Below are 14,551 nucleotides of genomic sequence, written 5' to 3'. Positions count from 1 at the left end.
TCGTAAATTATACCTATGGAAAACAGCATATTAGGGCTTCATCATATCACTGCCATCGCCGATAACGCCCGACGTAACCACCATTTTTACACCTGCATCCTTGGCCTGCGTTTGGTTAAAAAGACCGTCAACTTCGATGATCCCGGCACCTATCACTTCTACTTCGGAGATGAAAAAGGTAGTCCCGGTACCATCCTGACTTTTTTCCCCTGGGAAGGCATCGGCAAGGGCAGTACCGGCACGGGAATGGCCACCGATATAGGTTATTCGGTACCGAAAGGCAGCCTGGATTTCTGGGCCGCCCGTTTCAGGGAATTCAATATCCCACAGGCAGAAATCAGGGAAAAATTCGGTGAACAATATCTTTCACTGATAGATCCTGACGGACTCAACCTCGACCTGGTCGTACCAACGCATACGGACAACCGAACTCCGTGGGTGACCAAAGATGTTAACGCTGACGTGGCTACCAAAGGCTTTCACAGCATCACGCTTACAGTCAGAAAACTGGAGCCGACGGCTAAAGTCCTGACAGATATACTTGGTTATACCCTCGACCGGCAGGAGGGCAATCTTTACCGGTTCAAAACAAATACTGTTGAAAATGCAGCCAATGTAGATCTGCTGGAATCGCCCGATGGCAAGCCCGGACATAATGCTGCAGGTACCAACCACCACGTGGCCTTCCGCGTAAAGGACGATAATATCCTGATGGAATACCGCGAGTTGATTGCCCGAAGGGGGTTCAATATCACCCCCAGGATCGACCGGGATTATTTCTTCTCGCTCTATTTCCGTGAACCGGGTGGCGTATTGTTTGAACTGGCAACCGATAACCCGGGTTTCACCCGGGATGAACCGCTCGAAGCATTGGGTAGCAGCCTCAAACTGCCTAAACAATATGAGCCTGCAAGAGCACAGATTGAAAAGGTTTTACCACCATTATGAAAAAACTGATTACCGGCATTCACCACGTTACAGCCATCGCCGGCAGCAGCCAGCCCAATATCGATTTTTATGCCGGTATTCTTGGCTTACGTCTGGTCAAAAAGACAGTCAACTTTGATGCCCCGGATGTATACCATTTCTACTACGGCGATGACACCGGTTCACCCGGTTCCATCCTGACCTTCTTCCCCTATGAAGGCCTGGTAAACGGGCGCCATGGTAAGGGCATGCTGGATACGACCACTTTTTCTGTGCCACTCCCTGCACTGGATTACTGGCAGCAGCGTTTGAAAAGATTTGACATCCCCTTCAAGCAACCGAAGGAAAGATTTGAAGGCGAACTGGTGATCTACCTGGAAGATGGCGACGGACTGGGACTGGAACTGGTTTTCAACGACGGGGACAAGCGGCCGGGTATCTCACGGGGACCCGTACCTGCAGATAAATCCATCCGGGGCATTTATAATGTAGAGATCTGGCTGGAGGCTTTTGAAAGAACCGCAGGCATCATGACCCACCAGATGGATCATTCGATCATCAGGGAACAGAGCAACCGCATCCGCCTGGCGGTAACTGATAGTCCGGGTAATTATGTTGACCTTCTGGCCATGCCTGACTCCCTGAAGGGACTGGCAGGCAGCGGTACCGTGCATCACCTGGCTTTTGCCACACCCGATCATTCCAGTCTGGAGACCATGCGCGAGCGGATATTACCGATCAGGGGCAATATCACGCCTGTGCTCGACAGGAAATATTTTTCCTCGCTCTATTTCAGGGAACCGGGTGGGGTCCTGTTTGAGATAGCTACATCATCACCGGGTTTTTCGGTTGATGAACCGATGGATCACCTGGGTGAATCACTGCAACTTCCGGTGCAGTTTGAATCCCGGAGGACAGCGCTGGAGCATACTTTAATTCCTGTAACATTCAATTATGAGCAATTCAGATAAACAACATTCAAAGCATATTGTAACAGGCGGTATACCCTTGAAGCAAGCCCAAAAAGTCCTGGTCATGATCCATGGCCGGGGTGGCACCGCAGAAGACATTCTTTCCCTGGCCACGCACCTGGCGGTACAGGACTTTGCCCTGCTGGCGCCGCAGGCCACCAATCATACCTGGTATCCCTATTCCTTTATGGCCCCGGAAGAGGCCAATGAACCATGGCTCAGTTCTGCGCTGTCCTTGCTGAAAGACATTGTTGCCGACCTGGTAGCACAGGGCATCAGCGAAGAAAGGATTTATTTCATGGGATTTTCACAGGGGGCCTGTCTCACCCTGGAATTTGTAACCCGCAATGCGACCCGGTACGGAGGTGTTGTCGCCCTTACCGGCGGATTGATTGGTGAGAAGATCGGGCTCCAAAATTACCAGGGCGATTTTAAGGGAACACCGGTCTTCATCGGAACCAGCAATCCCGATATGCATGTACCGGTGGAAAGGGTTTATGCCACAGCCAATATCCTGCGCGACAAAAACGCCGCAGTTACAGAGAAAGTGTATAACGGCATGGGTCATACGATCAACCAGGACGAGATCGACCAGGCCAACAGGCTGGTTTTTCAATCAGAAGTTTAAATTCTCAAAAGTCAGCGGTGGATCAGCTTTATTTTTGAACTGACTGCATAAACTGCCGTAGTACACTGATATAGGAAACGGTCTGGTCCCTGGCGGTGCGATGACCTGCATTTTTAATGATCTCCAGTTTCGAATGGGGCACCAATTGATGGAAATGGGAAATGGTTTCCGGCCTCGCTTCATCAAACTCTCCCGTAACAAATAATACGGGTTGTTTTATTTCATGCAAACGGTCGGTCCTGTCAAAATTTACCAGGGTTCCCGTTGCGGTAAATTCGGTTGGTCCCCACATATAGTTATACACTTCTGCATTGAAACCCGGCACTCCATCACATTCAGCTGAGGGTGCCGGCGGCCATTGTTTTACCGAAAGATGGCGGGCATAAAAGGAATCCGTTGCCACCAGGTAGGAGGGAGCCTGGTAATCCTTTAATGCTTCATACTTGAAGATGGTGTCGCGAATGGATGCCGGCAATTGATTCACCAGTATCCGGGCATCATTCATCCAGGCAGGTGTGCTCAGTAGCGGACTGGAGAAAATAGCGCTGGCAACACCTTTGGGCTTTTTGGTGACCATATATTCCACCAGCACTGCTCCTCCCCATGAATGTCCCAGTATATGAAGTTTCTTTAAACCAAGTGCTTTACGCAGGTGGTCAATTTCATTCGCGAAACGCGACACTCTCCAGAGCGAGGTATCTGTCGGACGGTCTGATTTTCCTGACCCAAGCTGGTCGTAAAAGATTACCGGCCGTTCATCAGCAAGCAGGGAATATTCTGCCATGCCGCTGCAACTCCTGCTGCCCGGACCGCCATGAATCAATAAAAGGGGAGTGCCTTTTCCTTTCCCCACCACTTTATACCATATCCGGCCACCCTCAACCTGCACGTATCCCTCACCACGACGCAGCGTTTGAGTGTAACCGTTAACAGCAAAAAAAAGCAGCAAATAAACAGTGGCATGTTTTATCATGAGCAGCGGTTGAAATCAGTACCCACTTCCAAGGTAACAAATAAGACGTGTAACCCGAAAGAAAGAAACACTGGATTCCAACCGCTGGAGTTTGCTATAATTTAACAAACTCAACCCTTCTGTTCAGGGCCTTGTTAACGCTGTTGTCATTCGGTGCGATGGGTTCTTTTTCACCCTTTCCATCTGTTTCGATCCTGGCGGCCTCAATGCCATAAGCCCCAACCAGCGCAGTTTTGACTGCTGCGGCCCTGCGTTTGGAAAGGTCCAGGTTGGAAGCATCATCACCATCTGAATCGGTGAATCCGGTAATCCTTATTTTTAAGGATGGGTTGTCTGTCAGGATGCCCGCTATTTCTTTCAGGGTGCCGGCAGACTGGGGTTTCACCTTGTCGGAGTTGACATCAAAATATATTCCATAGCTCACCAGTTTTCCTTCTGTCAGTAACTTATTGCGCATATCCGGAAGGCCGGTGGCAATGCGAACATTTGCGATCAAAGGCATTCCACCATCGAAGCGGATCATATTGTATTTGACAGCAGTCGAAAGTCCCTTGGCCACGTCAAAAAGTTTTACCTCGTCCTGGTATAAACGAATTCTTTCTTTCTGTACCCAGATGGAGATATGGTATTTGGTATCCGCATTCTGCTTGGGTTCGGTTACCCTGCCGTTCAGGTTGGGTGTGCCGTCCTTGTAATAGGTAAAATAACTGCTGTTATAGCCAAAGTCAAACCAGATACCAGTGCCGCCTGGTCTTGCCAGTCCGAACATCAGGTCCTTTGGCTTTTCAGTACTGAAGAGCACAAAGCGGTAATGGATATTGGAGCCTTCTTTCTGTGGAATGATGTCAAATTCGATGGTATAGTTATCCGGAAGTTTCAGCGGTTCTGCCAATGCCACTATTCCCCGGCTGTTCGTGATTTTGAACCATCTGCCCGGGTATTTGCCATAGGTGACGATTTCACCTGATCCGGTGGTATTCCATTGGACCGGGAAGTCACCAATGTTATCATTCGAAAAATCGTCGAAGAAGATTATTTTTTCACCGGGAACAAAATCAAATTTGGAATAGATCTGTGTAAGGGAGTCATTCGCCTGCGCCAGCAGGTGGTTGCTGCCAGCTGCCAATAGCAGTAAAACAGCAAAAAACCGGACTTTCATAATCGGATGTTTTATGTAAAGGGAAGTTAACGGATCGCCAGCCGGGAACAGGTAACAGCAGTTATCCGTTAGTATGATTTATATCAATAATATGCTTCTGACTATCTCCGGATTCGGGATTAGATCAGGCAGCCCACAGTTGGTCTGCCATGCAGATGATGCCGCAGCGTAGCATACATCTGGTATGTTCGGGATGCCGCTGGAAATGTCATGAGTACCTACGAGACCAGTGGAAGCAGTTCATGTGTCATAAACCCCTTAAAACTGGACAAAGGGTCGATATCGATTCAACACTTTTTATGTTTTCCCCGCTGCTGTCAAAGATAACCTCGCTTCCGGAAATGCAAAGGCTATTCGATGCGGCGATGGCAGAACGCGGCTGCCGAAACAAATGCTGGGTTCCATTTATTCCAGGTCTTTCCTTGTTTGGTTTTGTAATATCATTTTCCGTATCAATGAAATTTGTCCTAAATGATAGTAGCTGTGTTCAATAATACCTTCTATATTTCGTAAATAGGTTCCATATTTTTCATCCACAAATGGCTGGTCAAAAATATTGTCGTCCATTTGTTCAACCCTGGTTGCGAATTTTTCTGAATTGCTCAAAAAGTCTGTTACTAATTTATTCCAGTCCGCTTCTGATTGTATTTGTGGAAGGTCAAAACTGTATTTATCCCTGATCTCAATTTTTCCGGTTTCAAAAGCATTCAATATCCCGGCTAAATAATAGTTTACATGAAAGGTCAGCGCTGCAATGCTATTTAAGTTTCCTGCTTTTTGAGTTGCCTGCTGCCAGTTTACACTTAGTATCTGTTCTTTGTAATTTGTGTTGGCAATCCAATGTCCATTAAGTAGTACTTCCCGCAATCGGTTTGCAATAGTTAAATTTCTGGTCCTGGTATTTTTCATATTCAGGTGTTTTTGGCAGTGAGGGTATATAGGCGTGTCGCTAAAGTCCTGGCACCCGGAACACCCGTTTTGAGAAAAGCCCTGTTGGTGTCAGTTTATGATTGGGATGGTCCAGCCTTGTTTACCCCATTTATTATTAACCGGATAGATAACTGCTCTGTCAGCCGAGGAGAAAACGTCCTGATCAATTTCAGAAAGTTTTATGCAGGCTCTTTTGTTTTTGGTGTCATAGGTGGCAAAGATTTTCTTTTTGACCCTGAATGATGTTTTCTCAAAGTGCAATTCTTCTGTCGCCTCCGGAAATGCGAGTGCCAGTTGTCTTAATGTGTCAAAACTTAGTGCCATTTGCAATGAACTGAAGTAAATATAAAAAAATTTATCTACCCCTTTTCAGATTGGAAAATGACGGGCAGGCAGATATCAGGATGAAACATTCAGAATGATTGGTGGATTGAATTCTGTTGACACCTTTTACCTATTGTAATAGTCGTAAAAAAATCATAATATTAACAGACAACAATCAACAACCAAACTGCATTCGGTATGAAAAAGATACTGCTATATGGTGGCGCCACCCTGTTGCTCATCTTATTAGGCGCCTTCCTGTTCATACAGATCGGTGGCATTCCGTCCTATGCCGTGGAGAAACCCGCCCTCAACCTCAGGACGGATTCAGCCACCCTGGCGACGGGTAAAAAATATGTCTCCATGCTCTGTGCCAGTTGCCACCTGAATCCTGAAACCCGCCAGCTCACGGGGCGGTTTATGTCAGACGCACCCAAAGAGTTCGGTGTCATCAACACGCCCAATATCACTCAGGATAAGACCTATGGGATCGGCGACTGGACACCCGGTGAAATACTATACCTGCTGCGCACCGGTAACAAACGCGATGGCCAATATGCTCCGCCTTATATGGCCAAACTGCCTACCATGTCGGATGCGGATATCATTGCCATCATCTCTTTCCTGAAATCGGAGGATCCAATGGTGACCGCAGCCGCCGTGCCGGACAAGCCGGTGGAGCCATCCTTCCTAACGAAAATGCTCACCCGCGTAGCATTCAAGCCCTTTAAAATGCCTGCTGCGCCTATCAATGTGCCTGATAGTTCAGATGCCATCGCGCTGGGCGGTTACCTGGCCAGGAACCTCGAATGTTTCTCCTGCCATTCAGCTGATTTCAAGACCAACGATTTCCTGCATCCCGAAAAAAGCGAAGGCTATTTTGGCGGGGGTAACAAACCCCTGAACCATGAGGGCCTGGTGATGCCTACTCCCAACCTGACGCCAGATAAAGCCACTGGAATCGGCAGTTGGTCGCAGGAGAAATTTGTGAAGGCCCTGAAAACGGGTATTGTGGAAGGACAGCCGGCATTGCGCTACCCCATGGCACCCTATACACAGTTGACGGATCGCGAGGCCGCGGCCATCTATCAATACCTGATGAGCATTCCGCCCATCTCCAATAAAGTGGAGCGGGCGCCGGCGGAGTAGGGGCGTTGCAGCCATTACCTGGTGCACGAAATTCAAGTTAATTATGGGACCTAAAAATTTGCTGACTGCGTTATTTGTCCTGCAGTGTACACTTAATAACAGTCTGACGGTGTTATCCCAACAGCATCCTGATGACGACTACCTAAAAAGAGGGATTGACAGCTTCATCGTTCATAAAATGGAGACGTTTCAAATTCCGGGAGCCTCCGTTGCCATATTGAAGCATGGGCAAATAATTTATACGAATGGATATGGGTTTGCAAACCTGGAGTTAAGAGTGCCGGCGAAACCCGAAACCAGCTACCTCATCGGATCTGTAACGAAAACATTTACGGCAGCAGCCGCTATGATTCTGTGGGAGGAAGGCCGTTTCAACTTAGACGACATCATCGGTGATTACTTGCCACACCTGCCGCATCATTGGAAGCCTGTCACCATCCGCCAATTGTTACATCACACTTCGGGAATAGTAACCAATCTGGGGAAAGCAGATTCTCTCTGCAAATTTAATTTTGACTGTGATAATTATACACGTGCAAATGTAATTCAGGAAACTGCCTGCCTTCCGCTCTCTTTTGAACCAGGCACTAAATGGGAATACAGCGGAAGAGGCTATTATGTTCTGGGGATGCTGATAGAAAAGCTTTCAGGAAAAACATTCAGTGAATTTTTAAAGGAAAGGATATTTACCCCATTAGGCATGAGTGAAACAGGGATGATCAACTATGATATTATCGTCCCAAATAGGGCCAGCGGTTATGTTGTAGGAGAATACGGGTTACAAAACAGTCCGCAAATGAATCCTGAAGTTGAACTTTCAGATGGCGGTCTGATCTCCACTGCGCTTGACCTGGCTAAATGGGACGCTTCATTTTATACTGAAAGGATTCTGAAGCGATCTACTATCGATTTGATGTGGAGCAATGCAAGACTTAAGGATAACACAATCGTTTCGTCCTATGGTATTGGCTTTGGATTAACCCCCTATAAGGGCCATAAACGAGTGGGACATACCGGGGATATCCCGGGTTTTTCAAGCTGTATCACCCGCTTTACCAACCAAAACATAACTGTAATAATTCTTACAAATATTACCAATAGCAGACTAAATATCGGAAAACTCGGAAATGAAATTGCAGCATGTTATTGGGCTCGTAAAATTTAATTTCAACCATCCTCCTGATAAGTTTGGCTGGCTCCGTGGGTATAGGATGAGTATACCAAGAGTATATGATGAGTATACTGGATCAGTTTGCCAAGTTTCCTTGAGAATAGCTAATTTAGCGGGGTCAATGAGAAAGGTAATCCATTCCCTGGTAAAACATTCCGGTTTTCTATTTCTGTTACTCCTTAGTTTCAACCTAACCCTGGAGGCGGCATCTTTACCTGCCAAAGAATGGGTAGAGAAATTAGACAAGGGGGATGTCAGGGATTCAAAACCTGTCGCAAAACTTGTTGCCTTTCTGTCCACCCTGGATAGCAGTGGTGCAGAGGAACTACTGAAAAAAATTGAAGCGGAAGGCAGTTCATCGGGAAACCTCTTTCAATTACGCTTATTGCATACCAGGTGCTGGTATCTTCAGGACCATAATCAGCCATATGGAGTGGAAAAATTATTCCCCCTTCTGGAGAAAATGACTCAAACTGCTTCTGAATCAGGCGACAAAGAACTGATTGCTTATGCCAGTTGGGTTTATGGTAGTTTAATGTATTCCTACAAACAGATGGAGCCGGCAGTAACCTACTCACTGAAGGCGGTTGAACTCTATGCAAAACTGCCTCCATTTACCAGGTTGCATTTTTATTATTCCACCCTTGGTGAGATGTTGTTTCACACCCATGAATACCCGAAATCTATCAGGTACACATTGATAGGGCTGGAGCACTTTAAAGCTACTTCAATAAAGGCCCTTATCCTCAAGACGAAAGACCTGAATACCATTGGGCAGGGGTATCAGCATCTGGGCCTGCAGGATTCTGCTTTATATTATTACCGATTATCATACAACCTAGCGGATTCCATCGGACACGAGGTCTGGAAAGGCATCAATGCTTCTTATGAGGGACAGGTATGTTTTGATCGCCGGCAATACGACAAAGCCAGGTCATTGCTGCACTATGCCTATACTATCAATAAAGGAAGGGAATATGGGATTGCAGCCAATTCCCTCCAATGGCTTGCCCGGATCCATCTCCTTCAGAAAAATACCGACAGCGCGGCGATTTGTTTAGATGAAGCGTTGCGCTTACTGTATTCCTATGGAAAATCCAATTCCATCCAGGTGGCGGATTACCTGCAGGGGGTATATGCCACCAAGGCTGACCTGCACAGGATGCAGAACAGGCCCGACAGTGTTGAATATTACCAGGATAAATATATGTCCCTGCACGATTCCCTGCAGCGGGTGGCTACCCTGAGCAGTAGTCAGATGGCCCTGCTGCGCATTGATAACGAACGGAACCAGTACCTGATCCAATCCGTTAAGGCTGAAAAAAAGCAGGTGGAACAAAAAAGGAATTTTATCATCATTGGGATTAGTCTGCTGGCGGTTATCATCACCCTGATCCTTATCCGCCAGAAAGAGGATTTAAAGCATCGCACTCAACTGGTTCATTACGAAAAGAAGAAACTGGAGGCTGAAATGGCAGCGGCAAAAGATAAGCTGGAACTGTTTACCCAGAACTTACTGGAGAAATCAACCCTGCTGGAACAATTGCAAACGGAGCTTCGGCAAAAAGAGCTTACGAATTCACAGCAGGAACTGCTGACAGAATTGACCAACCATACCATCCTGACGGAAGAAGACTGGAACCGGTTCAGAAGCATGTTCGAAAAAGTATATCCCGGTTTTTTCATGCGACTCAAGCAACTCACACCCGATATCACCCTGGCTGAACAAAGAATGGCAGCGCTTACGCGCCTGGGACTGCCCAGTAAGCAGATGGCTGCCATGCTGGGCATTTCTGTGGATGGCGTTCATAAGACCCGGCAGCGCCTGCGGCAGCGTCTTCAGGTAGATGGTGATACCAATTTGGAGCAATACCTCACTTCGCTGGAAGCCTGATTTTTTTGAATATTCAAATCTCTGTAAATCATCGGTGATAGGTTGGTTGTCCGGAATTTGTCTTAGGCCTGTCAGGGATTTGTCTGGCAGAATTCTTTTCCCGTTAATATATGCCGGTTACCTTAGGCGCGCCCATCACAAAACCCCGGCCATATGTCCAAATTTACCCTAAGAATCGTATTACTGTTTTTTTGCTACATTCCCTTCCAGCTTATCGCGCAGAAAAAGATCAGCGGTAAACCGGTTGATCGCAGTAAAGCTGTTTCTCTTTCAAAGGTCTTTAAAAAGTATTCGCTGTTCAGTATTCCCACGGCTGACCTTTACCAATACACGAAAACAGGGGGGAAGCAGTCCCTTCCTGTAGAATTGGATCTTCCAGGTTATGCGCAGTGGCCGGTAACGATCCACGAAACCAGCCTGCTGGCGGATGACTACCAGGTATATTCGGGAACCGGCGCCGGCAGGAAAACCCTGCCTCTGTCTGAAATCAGGACCTATTCCGGTTCTCTCGATAATTCTTCGGGCAGCATGGTACACCTGACCATCTCCGGTAAAACCATTCACGGGTTCCTCCGGACCAAGGCCAGGAACTACAATATTGAGCCCCTCCGGTATTTTGATCCCCGGGCCGATGCCGGCACTTTTGTGTTGTATGAGGCGGAAGATGTGATCCCGGGTGCGGACCAGGTTTGTGGTTTAACCGAAGCGGCGGAAAAAAGCGGCACTGTTGCGTCGGGTTTTTCCAGTGGGCAGATGCAGACCCTGGGATCGGCTACGGGTGACTGTTTGATGGTGGAAATGGCCATTGCTTCCGATGAATCCATGTACCGTAAATACGGCAGTTATGAAGTGGTGGAGGAGCATAATATCAGTATCCTTCATATGATGGCCGGCCTCTACAGCAATGCGCAGATCGGCAGCCGTTTTTTGAACTTTAAGCTCAAGGGGCAGTATATTTCCGAGAATACATGGGATGATCCCTACTCCGAAACATACACTGGTTCGGTGGCAGATAACCTGCTCGACTATTTCAGCAAATGGAGTGCGGCCGGCGGTTTTGGGTTTGGCTTTGACCTCGGCCAGGTATGGACGGCCAGGAATATTAGTTCCGGTGGCTCGAGCAGTGTGGTAGGACTGGCCTATATGGGAACTGTCTGTACACTGAACAGTAAGTATCAATTGCTGGAGGATGCATTTTCCACTTCCCTTACCCAGGCGGTGGTAGCCGCCCACGAAACCGGGCATAATTTCAATGCCCAGCACGATCTTTCCACCGGTTTTGTAATGTCATCCTCCATCAATGCTAGTAATCCGGCTACCAGTTTTAGTGCCGGCAGCCTGGTGCAAATGGATACATACCTGAACGGGTCCAATGCGCTGGCCTGCCTCGCTGCCTGCGAAGCCATTGCACCCCGCGCCGACTTTACCGCATCCACCTTCACCGCTTGTGCCAGCAGCAACATCAGCTTTACCAATATCAGTCCCGATGCGGTAGACCAGGTAACCTGGACTTTCCCTGACGGCGATCCATTAACTTCCACAGCCAACGCGCCGGTGGTAAAATTTGCCACACCCGGACTAAAAACAGTGACCATGACCGTTAGCAACAGTTTTGGCAGCAGTACGGTTACAAAAGAGATAATGGTGATGGCTGCGCCGGCAACCTGTTTGAACCTTATCACGGGAAATAGTGAGCTTGCGATCATTTATTCCTTTTCCCTGGCGGGCATCCAAAACACCAAAACCTCGTTGTTCCTGGGCCCGAAATATACGGACTATACCTGCACCTATAATACCCCGTTAAAGGCAGCCACCGAATATGTTGTCACTTCCAGGATGGGAATGTCTGGCCAGGCAAATAATGCCCTGGAGTTTTTTATTGACTATAATAACAATGGTGATTTCCTGGATGCAAACGAACAGGTCCACCGGTCAGCGACATGCCTAACCAGCGGCTACAATTTTATGTTCACCACCCCGGCTACTGTGATAAAAAATACATTTTTGCGCGCGCGGCTGGTGGCTATGCCCTGTAACCTGCCACCATCGAATGGGTGCGACATTCCTTCCAATGCACAGATCGAAGATTACTCGGTGTATTTCACCGATGATTGTAGGCCCCTGGAGTTTTCGTTGCTGGGTGGCTGTTATAACAAGCCGCTAACATTAAGTGGTTCCGAACCCGGCGTCACCTACCAGTTGGTCAATACCAGCACCAACAGCGAAGTAGGATTACCGGTGGAGGGAACGGGACTAATGCTGGATTTTGGTGTTCAGCCCATTGGGAATTATATCGTGCGGGCCACCAATAACTGCGGCAGTTTTGTGATGAAAGGAACCGAAAGGGTCATTGGCCCGCCGGGAGTGTTCAACCTGTTGGCGGATGGTATCTGCGCATATAGCCAGATACGCCTGAGCGGTTCGGAAAAGGGAGTGTATTATAAGTTGCTGGATGCCCAGGGCAATGTGCGTATTACCATTGCAGGAACTGGTGCCGCAATCATCCTGGGTACTGCCCCTGAAGGAACCTATACCGCCACTGCCACGAATAACTGTACCACAGTAGCCATGAAGGGAAGTGTTACCCTGGTGGCGCCGCCAACAAACTATACGATTACGCATGGCAACTGTGCGGGCGATCCCGTTGTATTAAATGGTTCCCAAACGAGCGCCACCTACCAGTTATTCTGGGCTGGTTACTTTGATTATGTACCCGTGGGTACGCCCGTTGCGGGTACCGGTGCTGCCATCAGTCTGGGTGCCATGGAGCAGCCGGGTTATTATTTGATCAGGGCCACCAATAGTTGCACCACCACTACGATGGATCTTCCCTGGTATGTGCAGGAACCAACTGTCTGGTACAAAGATGCCGATAACGACCAGTATAGTGACGGCACGATCCTTTCTGCCTGTGAGCGTCCTGCAGGTTATAAGCAACGGGCTGAGTTGATGCTGGTTAACGGTGATTGCGATGATAATAATTCCGCCATCACCCCTGAAACTGTTAACCTGGCGCAGGTTTCTGCTACGGGTTCCGCCACGCTGAATGGAACGGATAATGGATTTATGTATGGCAGTAACTGCTCCCTCATTGCCAGTCTTCTGCCCGGTGGGACCAACCCCGTGAGCGGCAAGGTCAATGCCAGGGTATGGCTGGAACCTTCTGTGCCGACTTACTCCGGTCAGCCTTTTGTTTCCAGGCACTATGAGATCACTCCTGAACTCAATGCCGGTACCGCTACCGCTAGGGTGACCCTGTATTTTACCCAGCAGGAGTTTGATGCCTATAACCTGGCAACAGGCAGTTCCCGGAAATTACCGGTAAACTGGTTGGATTATGCAGGCATTGCCAATATCAGGGTAGAGAAACTGCCTGGCACCAGCAACAATGGTACCGGCCTGCCGAATTCGTATTCGGGTATTCCCGTGGTGCTCGATCCGAATGATGCAGATGTGATCTGGAACAGCTGGCAAAATCGCTGGGAGATCAGTGTGGATGTAAATGGATTCAGTGGGTTCTTGGTACATACCAGTATGTTCGCCCTGCCTTTGAAACTGCTTTCATTCCTGGCATCCCCCCAGAACAAAGATGTGGTCTTAAACTGGCAGACAACCGAAGAGTCCAATGTCAGCCATTTTGAAATCGAACGCAGTTTTGACGGCATCAGCTACCAGATCATCGGCACTTTGACTGCACGGAATGGCAGCGGTGATCAGCATTACAGGTATACCGACAGAAATATTATTGGCGCTGCCGCTTCCGGTTCCACTATCCATTACCGGCTCAAAATGGTGGATATCGATTACCGTTATTCATATAGTCCGGTCAGAAGAATCAACCAGGGTAGTTCTGCGAATATCATGGTCTATCCAAACCCTGCCCGTCATTTCCTGATGGTACAACTGGCGGGTGCCGCATTGGGTGATTCACAGTTACGCTTAACCGATATGCAGGGCCGTACGGTTAAATCATGGTCACACCGAGGAGGAAACCGGATTCTGCAACTGGATGTGCAGTCCGTTCCTGCAGGTGTTTACCAGCTTGAAGTCGGCCAGGGGGCGGGAAATGTTTCAAGACAACTGGTCGTTATCGGAAACTGATCTGAACTGGGTGATAAAATTGCGCATAACCACGGCAAGTGCTGCGCCATGGATCATATCCCGGTAGTCTTTTACTTTCATGATGAAATCCCGGAGATGCCATTTGGTAAAGGGTTTGAGTACCCCATAGTTGGGTACTGCCATGCAGATCACCGGAAGGCTCCGGTTGGGATAATAAAAACTGTGGATGGGCGAAAGCAGGTTCAGGCTAACGGGTTTCGATCCAAGGTGCGTTGCCGGGGAGGCAATATTCATGATAGGGTTCTACTTTGCCTGATATCCGGGCTTTGTTTATCCTGTACATATTTTGTATATATTGTATGT

Annotated in this window: 12 protein-coding genes; 7 read left to right on the top strand and 5 right to left on the bottom strand. The window is 48.2% G+C overall.

Annotated features, from left to right (window positions below):
* The first annotated feature begins 15 nt into the window (after positions 1-15).
* The 3 genes from BC349_RS01110 to BC349_RS01100 are packed head-to-tail and all read left to right on the top strand — an operon-like array spanning position 16 to position 2,526.
* Positions 16-948, top strand: a complete 933-nt coding sequence (locus BC349_RS01110; RefSeq protein ID WP_187254908.1) for a ring-cleaving dioxygenase — start codon at positions 16-18, stop codon at positions 946-948.
* Positions 945-1,898, top strand: coding sequence for a VOC family protein (locus BC349_RS01105; protein WP_187254907.1), 954 nt, complete (start codon positions 945-947; stop codon positions 1,896-1,898). Before BC349_RS01110 ends, BC349_RS01105 begins: the two co-directional genes overlap by 4 nt.
* Positions 1,882-2,526, top strand: a complete 645-nt coding sequence (locus BC349_RS01100; RefSeq protein WP_187254906.1) for an alpha/beta hydrolase — start codon at positions 1,882-1,884, stop codon at positions 2,524-2,526. Before BC349_RS01105 ends, BC349_RS01100 begins: the two co-directional genes overlap by 17 nt.
* A 28-nt stretch (positions 2,527-2,554) precedes the next feature.
* Here BC349_RS01100 and BC349_RS01095 read toward each other — a convergent pair whose 3' ends face one another.
* The 4 genes from BC349_RS01095 to BC349_RS20205 form a co-directional block, all read right to left on the bottom strand.
* Positions 2,555-3,499, bottom strand: a complete 945-nt coding sequence (locus tag BC349_RS01095) for a proline iminopeptidase-family hydrolase (RefSeq protein WP_187254905.1) — start codon at positions 3,497-3,499, stop codon at positions 2,555-2,557.
* A 94-nt stretch (positions 3,500-3,593) separates the two neighbouring features.
* Positions 3,594-4,658 carry an OmpA family protein gene (locus BC349_RS01090; protein ID WP_187254904.1) on the bottom strand — a complete coding sequence of 355 codons (1,065 nt, stop codon included), beginning with the start codon at positions 4,656-4,658 and terminating at the stop codon, positions 3,594-3,596.
* A gap of 405 nt (positions 4,659-5,063) precedes the next feature.
* A complete protein-coding gene (locus tag BC349_RS01085; RefSeq protein WP_187254903.1) occupies positions 5,064-5,567 on the bottom strand; it encodes a DinB family protein in 504 nt (167 codons plus the stop codon).
* Between the two features lie 90 nt (positions 5,568-5,657).
* Positions 5,658-5,912 carry an MmcQ/YjbR family DNA-binding protein gene (locus BC349_RS20205; RefSeq protein ID WP_187254902.1) on the bottom strand — a complete coding sequence of 85 codons (255 nt, stop codon included), beginning with the start codon at positions 5,910-5,912 and terminating at the stop codon, positions 5,658-5,660.
* Positions 5,913-6,110: 198 nt separating this feature from the next.
* On the opposite strand from BC349_RS20205, the gene BC349_RS01075 reads away from it, so the two are divergent.
* The 4 genes from BC349_RS01075 (at position 6,111) to BC349_RS01060 (ending at position 14,227) form a co-directional block, all read left to right on the top strand.
* Complete coding sequence (locus tag BC349_RS01075; RefSeq protein WP_187254901.1) at positions 6,111-7,061, top strand: c-type cytochrome; 951 nt, start codon at positions 6,111-6,113, stop codon at positions 7,059-7,061.
* Positions 7,062-7,104: 43 nt separating this feature from the next.
* Positions 7,105-8,226 carry a serine hydrolase domain-containing protein gene (locus tag BC349_RS01070; RefSeq protein WP_187254900.1) on the top strand — a complete coding sequence of 374 codons (1,122 nt, stop codon included), beginning with the start codon at positions 7,105-7,107 and terminating at the stop codon, positions 8,224-8,226.
* 127 nt (positions 8,227-8,353) lie between these two features.
* A complete protein-coding gene (locus tag BC349_RS01065; protein ID WP_187254899.1) occupies positions 8,354-10,126 on the top strand; it encodes a kinetochore Spc7 family protein in 1,773 nt (590 codons plus the stop codon).
* Positions 10,127-10,279: 153 nt separating this feature from the next.
* Positions 10,280-14,227 carry a M12 family metallo-peptidase gene (locus tag BC349_RS01060; RefSeq protein ID WP_187254898.1) on the top strand — a complete coding sequence of 1,316 codons (3,948 nt, stop codon included), beginning with the start codon at positions 10,280-10,282 and terminating at the stop codon, positions 14,225-14,227.
* On the opposite strand, the gene BC349_RS01055 is transcribed toward BC349_RS01060, so the two are convergent.
* The gene (locus tag BC349_RS01055; RefSeq protein WP_187254897.1) at positions 14,198-14,482 is read right to left on the bottom strand and encodes a hypothetical protein; all 285 of its coding nucleotides are present in this window, start codon (positions 14,480-14,482) and stop codon (positions 14,198-14,200) included. The genes BC349_RS01060 and BC349_RS01055 overlap by 30 nt on opposite strands.
* Between the last annotated feature and the right edge of the window lie 69 nt (positions 14,483-14,551).

The sequence above is a fragment of the Flavihumibacter stibioxidans genome (assembly GCF_014332695.1).
Taxonomy (GTDB): domain Bacteria; phylum Bacteroidota; class Bacteroidia; order Chitinophagales; family Chitinophagaceae; genus Flavihumibacter; species Flavihumibacter stibioxidans.
Note: the sequence above shows the minus strand (reverse complement) of the source record. Positions and strands in the feature narration are given on the sequence as shown.

Excerpts from the sequence above, each read along its gene's own strand:
- BC349_RS01100 (WP_187254906.1), top strand. The coding sequence starts at position 1,882 with ATGAGCAATTCAGATAAACAACATTCAAAGCATATTGTAACAGGCGGT.
- BC349_RS20205 (WP_187254902.1), bottom strand. The coding sequence starts at position 5,912 with ATGGCACTAAGTTTTGACACATTAAGACAACTGGCACTCGCATTTCCG.
- BC349_RS01055 (WP_187254897.1), bottom strand. The coding sequence starts at position 14,482 with ATGAATATTGCCTCCCCGGCAACGCACCTTGGATCGAAACCCGTTAGC.
- BC349_RS01090 (WP_187254904.1), bottom strand. The coding sequence starts at position 4,658 with ATGAAAGTCCGGTTTTTTGCTGTTTTACTGCTATTGGCAGCTGGCAGC.
- BC349_RS01095 (WP_187254905.1), bottom strand. The coding sequence starts at position 3,499 with ATGATAAAACATGCCACTGTTTATTTGCTGCTTTTTTTTGCTGTTAAC.
- BC349_RS01110 (WP_187254908.1), top strand. The coding sequence starts at position 16 with ATGGAAAACAGCATATTAGGGCTTCATCATATCACTGCCATCGCCGAT.
- BC349_RS01065 (WP_187254899.1), top strand. The coding sequence starts at position 8,354 with ATGAGAAAGGTAATCCATTCCCTGGTAAAACATTCCGGTTTTCTATTT.
- BC349_RS01085 (WP_187254903.1), bottom strand. The coding sequence starts at position 5,567 with ATGAAAAATACCAGGACCAGAAATTTAACTATTGCAAACCGATTGCGG.
- BC349_RS01105 (WP_187254907.1), top strand. The coding sequence starts at position 945 with ATGAAAAAACTGATTACCGGCATTCACCACGTTACAGCCATCGCCGGC.
- BC349_RS01060 (WP_187254898.1), top strand. The coding sequence starts at position 10,280 with ATGTCCAAATTTACCCTAAGAATCGTATTACTGTTTTTTTGCTACATT.
- BC349_RS01075 (WP_187254901.1), top strand. The coding sequence starts at position 6,111 with ATGAAAAAGATACTGCTATATGGTGGCGCCACCCTGTTGCTCATCTTA.
- BC349_RS01070 (WP_187254900.1), top strand. The coding sequence starts at position 7,105 with ATGGGACCTAAAAATTTGCTGACTGCGTTATTTGTCCTGCAGTGTACA.